We start from the raw sequence: 15,868 nt of genomic DNA, 5'->3' as shown, positions 1-15,868 counted from the left end.
ACTTTGACTGAATTTACTCTATAACTGAACTATTGCAAGACCAACTTAATGGCGGCCGGCCGTCGCATTCAACTCGAGGGGCGTCCACCCCTCGCCCTCGCGGTACAGGAACCGATTCACCGAGCCGTATTCCGGTTGCAGCAGGGCCACCTTCGGCGAACCCACCAGCACGGCGAAGAAGTTGTTGATCACTCCACCGTGGGTGACGGCCACGATCCGCCCGCCACCGGCCGAGACCCGCATCCGCTCCACCACGGATCCGATACGTCGCCGGAACTCATCGAGGGTCGTCCCCCACGCACTGAGATCGCCGTCGAGGTAGCGGGCGTATGCCTCCCGGCCGTCTTCCCAGTGCAGATACCTGCTGCCGCGGTCGAACTCCGCGAGGCCGTCGTCCATCACGAGGTCCGCCCCCGGCGCGACGATCTCAGCGGTCTGCCGCGCACGAGCCATGGGCGATGTCCACACCGCGTCGTAACCGTCGGCATCGAGGAGCGCACGCGAACCGGAGAGGGACTCCCGACCGGCTGCACTCAGCGGCGGATCGAAGCTCTCACTCCCGGAGCCGGGACGGGCGGGTTCACCGTGTCGCATCAACGTGAGAATCACGAGCTGCCCCTTTCCGTGGTCGAGCCCGACCGAGCATAGCAATGAACTCTCTACATGAATAGTTTACCACTCGACTATCTGACCGTTTCGCGTTACCGTCGACAACGACGGTCTCGTTCCCGAGCAGTGGAGGCGCACAATGGCACGCCAGTTCGTCGCGACGCGAGTAGTCGCGATCATCGGCAACGAGTTCACCCTGTTGCGCACGGAAGAAGAACCGGCGGCTGCGGCGAGAAACCTCCTACGGGTGGCGGAGCTCCTCGTGGAACGTGCCACGCTCGACGACGCTCTGGCTGACCGTCGCCGCGACTTCTCGCCCACCGACGTCGGGAGCCTGGTCACACTCGAACTGGGCCCACAGGCGACCCACGGCGCAGTTGATGAGACCGGGTCACTCGACGTGCTGGACGGGGACGACAGCGCGTCCTTCGAGTCGGCCTCCCCGCCGAGCCTGTCGGAGGAGGACCTGATCGCCGCTTTCCGGCGCGGCGCTCCTGAACTGCGCGTGGACGGAGTCAGGGATCTTCGGCGGATCTCCGGGGGATTCTCCAAGGAGACGATTCGGGCCACGGTGGTCGACGAGGGCCACCACGAGACGGACGTGGTGATCCGCAAGGTCTCTCCGGGCCGCCGGGCCGACGGGCTGCGACTCGAGTACGATATCGTCTCCGTCGTGGCGTCCGCAGACGTTCCGGCGCCGCGTCCACTCTGGTACCTCGACGACTGTCTGGGGACCCCGGCCTTCGCGGCCACCGGCCTCCCGGGTCGCCTGCTCGGAAACGTGTGGGGATGGACCGAACGCCCGACGGACGCCGCTGTCCGTGACCTCGGCGTGACGATGGGGCATCTGCATTCGCTCGACGTCGCGTCGGTCGGGGCCGCCCCCCTCCCGCCACTTCGCACTCGTCAGGACCACCTGGCCGCGGTCGGTGAGCGACGAGATGTCGTCGAGGCGATCTGGGCACGGGGAGACGACGCCTTCCGGCCGATCTTTACATTCGTGCTCGACTGGCTCGAGCAGCACGTTCCGACCGATTCGGAGTCCCAGGTTCTGGTCCACGGCGACTTCGGACTACACAACATCCTGTTCGCGGACGGCCGGCTCTCGGGTCTGCTCGACTGGGAGCGCGCCCACCTCGGCAACCCGGCGGAAGATCTCGCCTACCTCAAGCCGAGTCTAGACCAGGTCGGCGGATGGGAGACTTTCCTCTCCGGCTACCTGGAGGCCGGCGGGCCACCGCCGTCGACTGGGGACGTGCACTACTTCACGGTCTGGCAGGACCTCTGGCGGGCGGTCTCGTCGTACCGGGTACGGGACAAGTTCTTGGCGGACCCGAGCCAGTTGGCGGACGCCGTGGCCGGGTTGCTCCTGACCCCCCGATTCCTGGCGCGCGCGGCCCTCCGCGTGGGCGACGACACCAAGGACTGACACATGCTGACCTCATTGGACGAAACCCTCCACCACCAGATCCCCGAGCCTTTCGCCGTCACCGGGACCAGCGACCACAGGTTCTTCGACCGCTACTGGTTCAGTGGCCTGTCCCCGGACGGCGAATACGCCTTCTTCTCCGGTACCGGCCGCTACCCCAACATGGGCACCCGGGACGCCTTCCTCAACGTCCTCGTCGGAGACAAGCAGTACAACCTGCGCGTGGCCGCTCCCCTCGACGACGGCCTCGACACCCAGCCCCACAGCGCGCAGCTGCGCGGGTACGGCGTCACCGTGCACACCCCCTTCCGTCGGCTCGCACTCCGCAGTACGGAGGGCCCGATCACCGCGGAACTCGAGTTCACCACCGAGGCACTACCCCACCTCGAGGCCAAGCACCGCGAGATGTCCGGCACTCGAGTCATCCAAGAGCAACAGAGGTACGACCAGGTCGGCCGGTGGAACGGGTGGCTGGAGATCAACGGCGCCAGAATCGAGGTGAACGACTGGTGGGGCGACCGCGACCATTCCTGGGGAACCCGTGTCGACGTGGGTGGCCTCGAGCCACGGGAGATGTTCCGGCGATCCCCGAGCTTCACCATCTGGTGCAGCTTCTCCACGGAGAAGGGCTACGGACTCTTCCACAGCCGCGAGTACGCCGACGGGACCCCTCGCTACCTCGATGGCCGCCTTCACTGGCACGACGGCCGCGAGGCCACGATCGTCGACCTGACCAGCGACATCTCCTACGTCGACGGAACACAGGCCTGGTCCCACGCTGAGTTCGACCTGGCACTGGGCGACGGCACGACGGTCCACGTGGTCGCCGATCCCCACACCGCGCGGCCCTGGGCGAGCAAGGGCGGCGGATACAACCGCGGGTTCCGCGACGGCCTCGGGTTCGGCGCCCGACGGGGTTCGGTGACGGAATACGACGTGTACGACCTGCCCGACGTCACCCAGGTGATCGCCGACGGCGAGACGATCGCCCCGGGTCACCGGGAGCAGCTCGCACGGATCACCGTCGACGGCGACGCAGGGTGGGCGCACATCCCGATCATGCCCCGCAGCGGCGACATGGCACAGCGGGGCGCGTGACTGCAGTTCAGGTCGACACTCAGATCGTGTCGACCTGAACTCGGGTTCCAGTGGCCGCCGACTTCTCGATGGCCGCGAGTAGGGAATGCAGCCTCACGCCGTCGTCGAATGTCGGAGCGGATCGCGTTCCGTCTCTGAGATCGTCGGCCAGACGCGAATAGACCTGCGCGACATTCTCACTCCGCAGCGAGGCCTCAGGCCCCGTGATCGGGGCTCGTGGAACATCGATCACCTCAAGCTCCTTCTGGGCCCCGTTCGCCCCCCTCAACGTGAGCGACGCCAACTGCAGGTGTCCCGTCGGACCCGTGATCTGGAGATCCCCTTCAGTGCCGTTGATCTCCCACAGGAGATCGGTCCCCCGCGACTGCCCCCCGCGATAGTGCACCGCGAGACACGCCCCGCTTCCGACACGCCCGTTCAGCAGGAGCTGGTCGGGGGCCGTCATCGGTATCTCCTGCTGCGATTCCGTCACCCGCGTCGACCGGCGGCGATTCTCCAGGAGCGCTGACACCTCCGTGATGTCACCGAGCACGGACTGCACCGCGGCGATCGTGTGTCCGAACGGAATGGTCAGAAGGGTCGCTCCGTTCGCCACGTCGGCCGTGTAGGCGTTGGCCTGACTCATCTCACGGCCCCAGGAACCCCCGCTTCCCACGAGGGTGGAGGAGAGGACCTCACCGATGAAGCCTTCGTTGATCAGACGACGCGCGTGCTCGACCTCCGGAGCGTAGAGGGCCTGGGTGCCGATCACCCCGACAACTCCCCTCTCCGTCGCCAGTTCGGCGAGCTGACGCGTCTCCGCCAGGTTCTTTCCCAGCGCCCATTCGCAATAGACGTTCTTGCCCGCGTCGATCGCGCCGCGAACCAGGTCGAAGTGCGCGGGGATCTTAACGGTGACACTCACGACATCGATATCCGGATCAGCCAGCATCTCGTCATAGCTTGCATACGCACGCGGAATATCCATCGCCTCAGCGGCTTTTCGCGAGCTCTGCAGACTCGAGTTGGCCACGCCCAGCAGGTCGAATCGGTCTGAAAGCGCCCGCAGGGCGGGAACGTGCGCGATCGCGCCCCAGCTCCGCCCCGGGTCCAACCCGACCACTCCGACTCCGAATCGCTTGTCGTTCATCTCGATCTCCTCAATTCGATGTGGTCCACGATCAACAGAAGCCGAGCGGGCTCGTTCACTTCTGCCTGAAATGGCGCTCGGAGAACCGCCGCATTCCGTCCACAGCGTCCCTGGTGGTGCGCCAGGGAGCGACGATCACCCGATCGACACCGCTCCGGCGCCACCCGTCAACGTCCACCTCTCCGGGGTGGGCGGCAACTGTGGTGCCCAGTGGCCGCGTGCGGTCCACCCGCTCGCGCTCCGCCGCCAATCGGGTCAGCGGCTCCCGCGCGGACTCCGGGGAATGGTGCATCCCGATCCATCCGTCGCCCCGGGCGACCGCTCTGCGCAGCGCGGCTCCCGACTCACCGCCGATGAGTACCGGCGGGCCCGGCCGCTGGGCCGGCTTGGGTTCGAACGCCACCTCCGGGAACTCATAGAACTCGCCGCTGTGGGCGAACGACGGCTGGGTGAAGAGGCCGCGAACGACGTCGAGGGTCTCGTCCAGCCTCACTCCCCGACGATCCCACGGGACACCGGCCGCGTCCCACTCGGCACGAGACCAGCCGGTGCCGACCCCCCACTCGACGCGACCACCGGAAACGATGTCCAGCGTCGCCAGCGCTCTCGCCACGACCAGCGGGGGTCGCAGGGCGGCCTGATAGACGTAGGTGCCCAACCGGAGGGTCGTCGTCACCGCGGCGAAGTCGGCCAGACGCACCATGACGTCGTACATCGGTGTGGCCGGATCGATGGGCAGCTCGCCGTCCGGATACGAATCCCGATCCAGGGCAAGCGGCATGACCAGGTGATCGGAGATCCAGACCGATTCGAAACCGAGCTCCTCCGCAGCCTGCACGATCTCGGGCCACGCGTCCGGCCTGGCCCGCAACAGTGAGATCCCGAATGCTGGGTTACCCCTCCACATCGCCGGCGACCTCAGGGGTTTCCGCCGAGGGCCTGCGTCTTCAAGCGGGTCCAGGTCTCATGATCCGCGTAGTCGCGGACCGATTCGATGTGCTCCCCGCGCAGTTCCACCACCCCGAGGCACTGCATCGCGGCCTCGTGCTCGCCGTACCAGAAGCGGTCGATGCGTTCGAGGTAGACACGGTTCTCGGACACTCCGGTGGTGACCACGTCCCATCTGATCCTGCTCACCTCGCCGAGCACGCGCGAGAAGGCCGCCTCGATGGCCGCGCGTCCCTGAACCGGCGGCTGGGGCACCAGGAAGTGATAGGTCCCGTCCTCGGTGAAGCAGCGTGCCACACGAGCGGCGTCGAGCGCCTCTACTCCGACCAAGAACTCTTCGATGATCTCGGGTAGCACGGTTGCCTTCCATCGCTCAGCAGGATCGAAAATCCGGGTCGCGTTTCTCGAAGAACGCCTTCACGCCCTCCCTCGACTCCTTCGAGCGGAACGCCAGGGCCTGTCCCATCGCCTCCGACTCGACGGACGTGGCGAACGACGACTCGAAGGACTGGTTCAGCTGGGATTTGATCACCGAGAGCGCACGCCTGGGCCCGTCCGCAAGTCGCCCCGCCCAGTCCGCCACGACATCATCCAGGTCGTCGTCGGCAACGCACTTGTTGACCAACCCCAGGTCACCGGCCTCCCGACCGGACAGTCGCCCGGCCAGGAAGAGGATCTCCTTGGCCCTGCCCAGGCCGACCAGGCGCGGCAGGGTCCACGAACCGCCTCCATCCACGCTGAGACCGCGGTCGGCGAAGATCTCACCGAACACGGCCGACTCGCCGGCCACGACCAGATCGGCACACAGCGCGAGGTTCGCCCCGAACCCGACCGCGCCCCCCTGCACGCGCGAGACCACCGGCAGGGGGAGGTCGTGGATCAGGGAACACAGGTGGCCGGCGCGGCGCATGAACGTGAGTTCGTCCGGGAGGATCGGCTCGGAGAGATCCATGCCCGAGCAGAAAGCGTCACCAGCACCGGTGAGGACAACCACCCGGCTGGCAGGGTCGTCCCAGATCTGCTCCAGTGCCCGGACGGCCTCGTCGAGCATGGCCTTGTTAAGGCCGTTCTTGCGGTCCGGGCGGTTGAGCGTCAAAGTGACGACCCCGTCGACGTTATCCACAAGCACAGTTGGTTCGCCGCTCATGACCCCACCCCCAGCGTCGCGGAGAGCCGCGCGCGGTGTTCGTCGGGAGAGCCGAGCAGCAACTCGAGTGTGCGGGCACGACGGAAGTAGAGATGGGCGTCGTGTTCCCAGGTGAATCCGATACCGCCGAACACGTGGAGGGTCTCGTCGGTGAGCCGGGTAGCCGCGTCGCCACACATGGCCTTGGCCGCGCTCGCGGCCACACGCAAGGCCCTGGCACTCTCCACATCCGGGGCATCGAGATACGCATCCGATGCGGCTACCGCCACGTCGAGAGACGACCTGGCCAGCTCCAGATCCTGGAGAAGGTCGACCAGCGTGTGCTTGATCGCTTGGAAGGAACCGATCACCCGGTCGAACTGGACGCGCTCACGAGCCCACGCGACCGCGTCCGCGTGGCACCGGGACGCGATCGCCACCTGTTCCGCAGCGAGACAGGTGAGCGCGATGTCGAATCCTGACTCGAGGGAGTGCGCCACCTCCGCCGGACGTGTGAGGACCGTCGCCGGAGCTCCGTCGAACACGACCGAGGTGAGCCCCCGGGTCAGGTCCATCGCGGACATCGGTGACCGGCGTACGCCCTCGCCGCCCGCGTCCACCGCCACCAGCACCACTCCTTCGGGACCTCGGGCCGGAGCGAGGATCACCTCGGCAACCATCCCGTCCAGGACGAACGAGGCATCTCCGTGCACGCGCCCGTCCTCGACCCGCAGAACCGGACTCAGATCACAGGTGCCCGGATTCGGCCACGCGACGGTCGCCGGAGTGCCATCGGCCAGACGACCCCGCAGTTCGTCGGCCGTCTCCCCTTCTCCTGCTGCCGAGAGCACGGCACCGGCCATGCCGAGACTGGCCAGCGCCGGCACCGGCGAGAGCTGCGCGGCCAGTTCCCCGAGAACGGTGACCGCCTCCGAGACCCCGGCGCCGGCGCCGCCGAGATCTTCCGGGACCAGCAACCCGGTGATCCCGATCTGTTCGACGAGAGCCGTCCACAGGGACGTGTCGGTGGTCGGGCCGTCGTCGTCCGAGAGGAAGTGCCTCACGTCGGACCTGGCGGCTGCGGACCGCACCGCTTCCGCGAGCGCGGCGCGGTCCTCCGTCGAGGTGGCCGTCATGACCGGGCCCTGGCGGCGGCCGGCGAAACCCCCGACTTGGTCGGGAGCGCGATGGTGGCGTGGCCGGGCATCACGTCGCCACCGCGCTGGTTGCGGGCGTAGGTCCTGACCTTGACGGCGTGTTCTCCGGAGTCCAGGACGATCTTCTCCAGGACCTCCCCCCCGAGTTCGACGACGTCGGAGAGGTATACGAAACCCCGGTACTGGGCGTCGCAGTCGACGATCCACCCGTCGTCGCCCATCCAGTGGGTGAGCACCTGGGTCTGCCAGCACTGGCGCTGGAAGCCGACGTCGTATTGGAACGCCACACCCATCGCGTTCGCGGCGGCCTGGTTGTAGTGCACCGCATAGATCGGCTCGGAGGAACCGAGGACCGGATCCCGGAAGGTCCACGCAGGGTGGTCCGCGTAGTCCGCCAACGACGCCGCGTGGGCCTTGAGCCGGGGGATCGGCGTACCGCCGCCGGCGATGAACGCCACCTCGTCCGTCAGACCGATGGGCCCCTTGGTGAGGTGGTCGACGGCGTCACCCACCCGGACGTCCTCCCAGTAGCGGGGCTCTCCGCCCCGGGGTTTCTCGGCCAGGACCCGGGCCTCGACCTCCTCGATCTCCTCGATGGTCCACGGGTGGGGCAAGACGAGTTCGTCCTTCTTGGTCTCGCGCTTGTCCTTGGTGCGACCCCGGGCGGAGGCCCGCTCGAAGTTCATCACCTGCCAGTTGATCTCGGCGACCACGTCGCCGTGCTGGTTGGTGTACGTGTTGAGGAAGTGGTCGGTCACCGTCTGGCCTGCGAAGTTGCTGGGTTTGGGTCCGGTGAAGCCCTCGTATCTACAGGTCGCGGTGATCTTGTCACCCCAGTAGACCGGCGTGAAGAACCGCGCCTGGGTGGCGTTGTGGAAGGCTCCCAGACCCGGCCAGCCAAACTGGATGCCGGAGAAGCAACCGATCACGAACGACGGAGGTGCAACGGGGCCCCCGAAGTCGGAGGCGGTCCCCCTGGCGGCGTCGGTCCACAGCGGGTTGATGTCCCCGATACCGCCGGCGAACTTGGTCACCGCGATGCGTGTCGCCTCCTCGTTGTTCACCGAGTGGTCGATGCGCAGGTCAACACCGGCCTTGGCCTGCATCGACGCGATCATCTCGTCATCGATCACCGCCTCGGGCATTAACGCTCCGGAGTCGCGGTCCTGCTCGACGGCGGTCACTTGGTGCCGCCGCTCGGGTTGGCGGTCCAGGTGTTCCCGCCGGACGGCGATCCTGCGTCCGTGACCGCCTTGTCGAGCGCGTCCAGGCTCCAGCGACCGTCGGTCAGGAGTTTCCACTCGGGGTCCTTCTCCCAGGGCTTGACGCGCTGGACCCGGGAGCCGCCGACCAGGAAGACCTCGCCGGTCAGGTCCGACAGGGACGAGACGAGGTAGGCGACGAAGGGCGAGACGTTCGCGGGATCCCACCGGTCGAACTGCCCTTCCTTCGCCGCGAGTGCATCGCCGAACGCACCCTCCGTGAGACGCGTCCGAGCCTGCGGCAGGATCGCGTTGGCGCGGACGCCGTAGCGCTGCAGCTCCTTCGATGAGACCTGGGTGAGCGAGGCGATGCCGGCCTTGGCCGCGGCGTAGTTGGCCTGGCCCGGGTTGCCGAATACACCGGACTCGCTCGATGTGTTGACCACGGATCCGGAGACCTCGTGTCCGGCCTTGCTCTGCGCGCGCCAGTAGTTTCCCGCCGCCTTGGTCATGAGGAAGGTGCCACGCAGGTTGACGTTGACGACGAGGTCCCAGTCCTCTGGCGAGATGTTCACCAGGACCCGGTCGCGGAGGATCCCGGCGTTGTTGACCAGCCCGTGCAGGTCGCCGTACGTCTCGATCGCCTGTGCGACGATCCTCTCCGAACCCTTCTCGTCGGCTACGTCGTCGCCGTTGGCGACCGCGTTACCACCGGCGTCACGGATCTCCTGGGCCACCTGCTCGGCGGGGCCGGCCGCGGCCCCACTGCCGTCCTCGGCTCCACCCAGGTCGTTGACGACGACGTTCGCACCCTCTCGGGCGAACAGGAGTGCGTGCTCCCGACCGATGCCGCGACCGGCGCCGGTAACGATGACAGTCTTTCCTTCGAGGTGTCCCATCAGGCTTCCTTCTCTGCGTTGGTGTGGGATCCCACGGCTCGCGCCGAGGGCTCCTTGGGGAGGCCGAGCACACGCTCGGCGATCGTGTTGCGGTGGATCTCGTCGGTCCCGCCACCGATGCGCATGCCGGGAACGCCCAGCACGAACTCCGACCAGGCGTAGGTCCGCTCAGCACCGGTGTCCGCGAGGATCCGGGGCCCCAGGGCGAGCCGGACCAGGCCGCTGAGCCTGGTCAGATTGGCGGTCAGCGCGAGCTTGCCCAGCGACATCTCCGGCCCGGGAACCCCGTTGTGCTTGAGGTTCGCGTCTGCGCGGGCGCGCATGGCCTTGGCAGCACTGACCCCGCAGTAGACCTTCGCGAAGGCCTGGGCGACAGCCGGGTCATCGGCCCGGTCGATGTCGCGCAGCCATCGGGCCAGTTCATCCATCTTGAAGATGCCGCTGCCACCCGACGAGGACCCGCCGATGGCGCCGCGCTCATGCATGAGCATGCCCATGGCGACCTTCCAGCCACCGTCGACCTCTCCCAGTCGATCGCTGTCCGGGACCCGGACGTCGGTGAGGAAGACCTCGTTGAAATCGGCGCCGCCGGTCATCTGACGCAGTGGGCGGACGTCGACCCCCGGCGCGTGCATGTCGATGGCGAACACGGTGATGTTGCGGTGCCTCGGTCCGTCGGAGGTACGGGTCATGGCGATTCCGACATCGGAGTAGTGCGCTCCCGAGGTCCAGACCTTCTGCCCGTTGATCACCCACTCGTCACCGTCGCGGACAGCCCTGGTCTGCACGGCGGCCAGGTCCGATCCTGCGACCGGTTCGCTGAACAGCTGGCACCCGATCGCGTCGGCGCGCCACAGTGCGTCCAGCCAGCGCTTCTTGGTGGTCGGACCGCCGAACTGCGCCAGAGTCGGGGCCACCATCCCCAGACTCACGGACAGCGGGGCCTTGGACGGGATCGAGTATCCGCGCTGGAGAGTGGCGAACGCCTTCTCGAAGGCGACCGGATGACCGCCACCTCCGTCCGACTCCGGGCCGCTGATCCATCCGTAGCCCGCATCGAACAGCGCGCGCTGATAGTCGACGGCGGCCTGCACCTCGGACTCGCTCGAGCCGGAGAAGAGTGCGATGCGATCCCGGTCGCCGTCGTCCTCGCCCCGGGCGTCCGTGACGGTCACGGAGTGTTGGTCCAGGAATCGGCGAGCACCCTCGAGGAACTCGTCCAGCGATGCGCCTCGTGACGACATGGCCACCTCCTAATTACTCTAGTTTACGACTATTTTATCCTAGAGTACTTCATGGCCGGTCTTCGCGCCACCTCTGATCCCGTCCGCTTCCGAGGATCAGACCGCGTCGACCAACCCGTCCCATACCGCGATCCCCGACTCGTCGTGGGGATTCGCATGCACCCAGTCGAACAACGGATCGACCAGCGAGACCGCGACCGCGGTCAGTGCCTCGTGGTGCAGCTGCTGCTGGGACAGCCGGCCGTCCGAACACGCGGGCAGGTCGAATTCCGGGACCCGGGCGGCACGGGCGGGAGTTCCCTCCCGCCAGCGCGCGATCCGCTGGAGCGCATCGAACAACACCCGGTTCCGCTCGGTCAACACGAACGCCGCGTCGTCCCAGTCGACCTGGGCGAGGACCGCCCTGATCTCCTGGAGTCTGGACCGCGCGTGCTCGGACTGGAGTTCGGGCTCGATCGTCTCCTTGAGGATCTGCCGCACGCCGGCGATCACATCGGAGGGGATCGGTTTCATCAGGGCACCGTCCTGTCTCGGGTCGTGCCGGTCATCCGGGTGTCCGCCAGAGCCTGGCGGACCACCCGGTCGGCGGGGCCGGCGGGCCGGTCCGTCTTGCCGTCCAGGAACGCGGCTATCCCGGTCAGGGCCATCACCGCCAGACGGAACGTCGACATCACCTGCCAGAAGTGGAGGCGGGCCGGGTCCACCTCGGCGACACCGGTTGCCGAGCGATAGCGATCGACGAAGTCACCGGTGTCCCACTGCCCGGGGAGAAAATGTTCGCCCCGGTAGACCGAGCAGGTGTACCAGCCGAGGTCGTCGACCGGATCACCGAGATGGGCGAGTTCCCAGTCGAGGAGTACTTCGATCTCCCCGTCGTGGACCAGGACGTTGGCCGGCCGGAAGTCGCCGTGCACCAGAGACAGTCGCTCGGGCGGGGCGGGAAGGTGGTCCCGAAGCCAGCGCGCGGTGAGCCGGAGCGCCGGCTGCGGTTCCCGCTCGGCTCGGTCGAGCTCCGCCACCCAGCGCTCCAGTTCGGCGCACGCCGGGTCGGCTCCGGGGTCCGGGAGCACCGAGTCCAGGCCGAGGTCCGCCACGTCCACGCGGTGCACGGATGCGAGAAGGTCAGCCATCCCCGCCGCCAGCCTGAGACGGGAGTCCGGTCCCAGCCCCAGGGGGTCCTTGTCGCGCAGCACTGCCCGATCCGCTCTGCCCCGCCGGCGCTCCACGATCATCGCGGGCCGGCCGAACACCGCGCCGTCGTCGGTCCAGTAGACGGCCGGGACGGGCACGTCGGTCCCCGCCAGTGTGTGGATCAGGGTGAATTCGGTGTCCCGTTCGGTGTCGACGACGCCCGACCCGGGTTCCCGACGCAGGAGCATCGGCGCACTCTCGCGTGAACCGTCAGGGCCGACCCACACGAGGTCGAAGGCCCAGTTCTCCTGAGAGCTCCCTCCGCCGAGTCGGCGCGGCTCTGTGACGTCGAGTCCCGAGCGGTCCGGCACCTGCTTCGCGATGTACTCCCGCAGCGTCGTGCGCAGAGGGCTCATGCTCGCCTCGGCGGGATCGCCTCGTCGTACCGACCGTACCCGGGCAGCACCATGTATTCGATGACTCCGTACCCGATGTCCTGTCCGTGGGTGACCTTGACGAAGTGGTCGCTACCGGCCTTGGCGTACCGATAGAACTGCGATGTGTCCTCGAGGTCCCACGTGTCGGTCTCGCTCGTGTCGTCACCACGCCACATCCCCTGTTTCCAGCCGTTCCACCCCTCGTACCCACCTCCTCGGAGATGTGCGCGGCCCGGGAGCGCCTCGATCCCGAGTTCGATCCGCTCACCACCGAGGAGGGTGAGGACGAGGGTCCCTCCCACCAGGGTGGGAGCCGCGGCGTTCTCGTCCCACACCAGGTCGTGCTGGACGCCGACTATCGGGGGGAACTCCTTGTCGGAGCCGACCGGCCCGACCATCCCCGCGCTGAGATGCACAGGCTGGCCCGGAGCGGACTCCTGGAGGTAGACGTGGAGAGCGAAATCCGGCAACTGCAGCGGCGCGAACAACAGCATCTTCCACTCGGGCCGGCTGCCGGGCGGCTGCCCCTCGGCCCGTGGGAGCGGCCGGGTCCCCCAGGAGTGATCCCGTTCGGCCCACCAGGTGTCCGGGGTCAGTTCCAGGGTGCCCTCGGCGGTCGTGATGGTCCCCCGACCCCGGCCGTGCTGCACGTATCGGATGGCGTCGTACGTCGTGCGCGCGCGACTGACCTGGAAGAACCGCCCCTCGAGCAGCGGGTCCATGGTCGCCTCGAATGTCACGTCGAAGGTGATGCCCGACTCGTTCTCGCCAAGTCGGAACCGCAGCTCGCGGAGCGGTTCGACGATCTCGACCGACAGGGGACCGACACCCATGGTGGCATCCGGGAGGAGCGTTCGCGACAGGCGCAGGTTGGTCTGCTCGCCCTTGTGCGAGAAGGCCACGAAGGCCTCGAACACGTCCTGGTTGGGATACTTCCCCAGGCCCAGCGTCAGGACCGTGTGGCCGGTACCCGCGTCTTGGAAACTCACCCAGTACCGCTCACGCCACGACGGATCGCTCGTGGCGACCATGGAATGGGGTAGCGAGGTCTGATGGGTGAAGAACTCGTCGGCAGCACTCAGATGCATCGTTCAGACTCCCTCACGGCTGGCGAGGAACCCCTCGCGGATGGCCTTCTTGTTGATCTTCTCCCCCGCCAGAGTGGGCAGGGGCTGATGGTCGATGGCCCAGAGTGTGGGCACCTCGAAGTACGCGAGAGTGTTCCGGCAGTGCTCGACCAGGTCCGTCTCGGACACCGGCGAACCGGTGCGGTGCACGACCGCAGCAGCGAGTTCCTCGCCGAGATCCTCGTGCGGGACGCCGAAGACGGCGGCCTCCACGACGCCGGGGTGGGCGAGCAGCGCCTTCTCGACGTGAGCTGCGGCGATGTTCTCCCCCCCTCGGATGACGATGTCCTTGCTCCGGCCGTCCAGGAAGAGATATCCCTCGTCGTTCAGGTGACCCAGGTCGCCGGTGTGCAGCCAGCCGTCGTCGGTGACCGTCCCGTCGTCCATCCCGAGGTAGCCACGCATGACCGTGGGGGATCGCACGAGGATCTCCCCGGACCCGTTCTCATCCGGGCTGCTGATGCGCAGCTCGACGACCGGGTAGGGACGTCCGACCGTGCCGGGGTGGCGCTCCAGGTCGGCGTTGCCGGCGACGGTGACGAATCCGCCGGACTCCGTCATCCCCCAGGTGTTGGCGAGCCCCCGCTTCGTCAGCTGGGGCAGTTTCTCGCTCATCCTCTCCAACAGCGTCGCCGGAAGCGGGGCACCGCCCAGAGGGAAGGAGCGCAGCGATGACAGGTCGAAGCTGTCGAACTCCGGGTGTTCGAGGACCCGGATCGCCATCGTGGGCACGCCGCCCCAGCTCTGCACCTTCTCGCGCTGGATCAGTTCGAGGATCCCGCCGGCATCGAACCGACCCGGCGTGAGAACCAGTCGGCCACCGATGATCAGGTTGGTGAGGATGTTCGACACTCCCCCGATGTGGAACAGGGGCGTTGCCACGAGAGTGACCGGCTGCGGGGCGGCGTCCTCCAATTGGTGCGGAAGGCGCCGTGAGCGGGCGAGGAGATTGTGTTGGTTGACGATGACGGACCGGTGCGAGAGCTCTACCGCTTTCGGAGCCCCGGAGCTGCCCGAGGTGAAGAGGATCAGCGCCGCGGAGTCGAGGTCGGCGGTCGGAGCCGGCGGGGGGCCGCCGTCCTGCTCGAGTGCGGGCGCGAGCACCGCGATATCGACACCCCGGCCTGTGGCCACGAGGTCGGCGTCGTCGGTGAGCACGACCGCGGGCGCGGTGAGTGACAGGCCGTGATCGAGCTCGCGATCGCTCCACCAGCGGTTCGCGTAGACCGGAACCGCACCCAACCACCATGCCGCCCAGGTCGCGAGGACGAAGTGGGGGGAGTTGTACGACAGCAGCATCACGCGGTCGCCCTGCAACACGCCCTGTTCGGCCAGGAGCCTCGCGGCGGCGGGTAGGGCCCGGACGAACTCGTCATGGCGGATCCGCCGGTCTCCCTGCACGAGGTAGTCGCGCCCCGCCCATCGCCCGGTGTGCTCGAGCATCGCCACGATCGATCCCGGAGAGGGGTCGTAGAGCAACCCCGGGTGCCCGGCGTACTCGCCCTCGACGACGCTGTCCCCCCACAGTCTCTCGTTCACGCGCCGGTCCATCGGCCCTCCCGCTTCTCGCGGAACGCGGTGACCGCCTCGAGGGCGTCGGCGCTCCTGTTGCTCAGTGCTTCCAGATAGAAGCTCGTGTCGAGGACGTCGTGGGTGCGGGAGGCGACCACCCGGTTGAGGCTGCGCTTGGTCAGCTGCACGGCGACCGGCGGCAACGCCGCCACCCTCTCGGCGAGCGCGAAGGCCGTGGCGCGCGCGGATTCGTCGTCGTCCGCCAGGTCGGAGACCAGGCCGTACTCGTGCGCCTGCGCGCCGCTGATCGGTTCGCCCCAGAGCAGCTGCCGCCTGGCCCTGGCCAGGCCGGCGCTGAGGGGCCATGCGACCACTCCACCGTCTCCGGCCACGAGCCCGACGTGCACGTGCGGGTCCGACAGCGTCGCGTTCGGCGTGGTCACCACCGCGTCCGCCGAGAGGACCAGACTCGTCGCGACGCCGAAGCAACTGCCCTGGACCGCGACGACGATCGGCTTGGGAAAGTCGGTGAAGGCGCGGAACAGCCGGCGGCCGTCGTCCACGCCGCGCATCAGAATGTCGAGGTTCTCGTGACCCGCCACGATCGTGTCCATGTCTCCCCCAGCCGAGAAATGTCTCCCCGTGGAGGTGAGGACGACCGCACGCACCTCCGGGTCCCGGGCGAGATCTATCAGCACCTCGGGCATTTCGTTGATCAGCTGGTCGTCGAACGCGTTGAGGATGTCGGGGCGGTTGAGGCGCAACTCGGCGACGAAGCCGGTGCGCTCGACGAGCACGCTCTCGTAGTGGGTCATCCGAT

Annotated in this window: 16 protein-coding genes; 2 read left to right on the top strand and 14 right to left on the bottom strand. The window is 67.7% G+C overall.

All coding sequences use genetic code 11. The annotated features are described in order from the left end of the window. Positions 1-45: 45 nt before the first annotated feature. Positions 46-609 (bottom strand): histidine phosphatase family protein, encoded by a 564-nt coding sequence (locus AC3DEV_RS15490; protein ID WP_488372664.1) that lies wholly within the window; start codon positions 607-609, stop codon positions 46-48. A 139-nt stretch (positions 610-748) separates the two neighbouring features. Between AC3DEV_RS15490 and AC3DEV_RS15485 the strand changes: the two genes are divergently transcribed. Next, positions 749-2,038 (top strand): phosphotransferase family protein, encoded by a 1,290-nt coding sequence (locus tag AC3DEV_RS15485; RefSeq protein WP_488372663.1) that lies wholly within the window; start codon positions 749-751, stop codon positions 2,036-2,038. Between the two features lie 3 nt (positions 2,039-2,041). After that, the gene (locus tag AC3DEV_RS15480) at positions 2,042-3,136 is read left to right on the top strand and encodes an Rv3169 family protein (protein WP_488372662.1); all 1,095 of its coding nucleotides are present in this window, start codon (positions 2,042-2,044) and stop codon (positions 3,134-3,136) included. Between the two features lie 19 nt (positions 3,137-3,155). On the opposite strand, the gene AC3DEV_RS15475 is transcribed toward AC3DEV_RS15480, so the two are convergent. The 13 genes from AC3DEV_RS15475 to AC3DEV_RS15415 form a co-directional block, all read right to left on the bottom strand. Beyond that, positions 3,156-4,265 (bottom strand): Gfo/Idh/MocA family protein, encoded by a 1,110-nt coding sequence (locus AC3DEV_RS15475; RefSeq protein WP_488372661.1) that lies wholly within the window; start codon positions 4,263-4,265, stop codon positions 3,156-3,158. A 55-nt stretch (positions 4,266-4,320) separates the two neighbouring features. After that, complete coding sequence (locus tag AC3DEV_RS15470; RefSeq protein WP_488372660.1) at positions 4,321-5,172, bottom strand: TIGR03619 family F420-dependent LLM class oxidoreductase; 852 nt, start codon at positions 5,170-5,172, stop codon at positions 4,321-4,323. An 11-nt stretch (positions 5,173-5,183) separates the two neighbouring features. Then, on the bottom strand, positions 5,184-5,570 hold the full coding sequence (locus AC3DEV_RS15465; protein ID WP_488372659.1) for a nuclear transport factor 2 family protein: 387 nt from the start codon (positions 5,568-5,570) through the stop codon (positions 5,184-5,186). A gap of 16 nt (positions 5,571-5,586) precedes the next feature. Further along, complete coding sequence (locus AC3DEV_RS15460; protein ID WP_488372658.1) at positions 5,587-6,360, bottom strand: enoyl-CoA hydratase/isomerase family protein; 774 nt, start codon at positions 6,358-6,360, stop codon at positions 5,587-5,589. Then, entirely contained in the window at positions 6,357-7,475 is a 1,119-nt protein-coding gene (locus AC3DEV_RS15455; protein ID WP_488372657.1) for an acyl-CoA dehydrogenase family protein, read from the bottom strand. Before AC3DEV_RS15455 ends, AC3DEV_RS15460 begins: the two co-directional genes overlap by 4 nt. After that, entirely contained in the window at positions 7,472-8,680 is a 1,209-nt protein-coding gene (locus AC3DEV_RS15450) for an FAS1-like dehydratase domain-containing protein (protein ID WP_488372656.1), read from the bottom strand. The genes AC3DEV_RS15455 and AC3DEV_RS15450 overlap by 4 nt, the downstream gene beginning before the upstream one ends. After that, positions 8,677-9,597 (bottom strand): SDR family oxidoreductase, encoded by a 921-nt coding sequence (locus AC3DEV_RS15445; RefSeq protein ID WP_488372655.1) that lies wholly within the window; start codon positions 9,595-9,597, stop codon positions 8,677-8,679. Before AC3DEV_RS15445 ends, AC3DEV_RS15450 begins: the two co-directional genes overlap by 4 nt. Continuing rightward, positions 9,597-10,841, bottom strand: a complete 1,245-nt coding sequence (locus tag AC3DEV_RS15440; RefSeq protein ID WP_488372654.1) for an acyl-CoA dehydrogenase family protein — start codon at positions 10,839-10,841, stop codon at positions 9,597-9,599. The genes AC3DEV_RS15445 and AC3DEV_RS15440 overlap by 1 nt, the downstream gene beginning before the upstream one ends. Positions 10,842-10,937: 96 nt before the next feature. Next, entirely contained in the window at positions 10,938-11,354 is a 417-nt protein-coding gene (locus tag AC3DEV_RS15435) for a hypothetical protein (protein ID WP_488372653.1), read from the bottom strand. Then, complete coding sequence (locus AC3DEV_RS15430) at positions 11,354-12,388, bottom strand: phosphotransferase family protein (protein WP_488372652.1); 1,035 nt, start codon at positions 12,386-12,388, stop codon at positions 11,354-11,356. The genes AC3DEV_RS15435 and AC3DEV_RS15430 overlap by 1 nt, the downstream gene beginning before the upstream one ends. After that, the gene (locus AC3DEV_RS15425) at positions 12,385-13,497 is read right to left on the bottom strand and encodes an Rv3169 family protein (protein WP_488372651.1); all 1,113 of its coding nucleotides are present in this window, start codon (positions 13,495-13,497) and stop codon (positions 12,385-12,387) included. Before AC3DEV_RS15425 ends, AC3DEV_RS15430 begins: the two co-directional genes overlap by 4 nt. A 3-nt stretch (positions 13,498-13,500) precedes the next feature. Then, positions 13,501-15,075: a class I adenylate-forming enzyme family protein gene (locus tag AC3DEV_RS15420; protein WP_488372650.1), complete on the bottom strand. Its 1,575-nt coding sequence runs from the start codon at positions 15,073-15,075 to the stop codon at positions 13,501-13,503. Beyond that, the gene (locus tag AC3DEV_RS15415) at positions 15,072-15,863 is read right to left on the bottom strand and encodes an enoyl-CoA hydratase/isomerase family protein (protein ID WP_488372649.1); all 792 of its coding nucleotides are present in this window, start codon (positions 15,861-15,863) and stop codon (positions 15,072-15,074) included. The genes AC3DEV_RS15420 and AC3DEV_RS15415 overlap by 4 nt, the downstream gene beginning before the upstream one ends. Between the last annotated feature and the right edge of the window lie 5 nt (positions 15,864-15,868).

It is taken from the genome of Dietzia sp. IBK-p2-15D (genome assembly GCF_057773105.1).
This window is presented reverse-complemented; position numbering and strand designations above follow the sequence as displayed.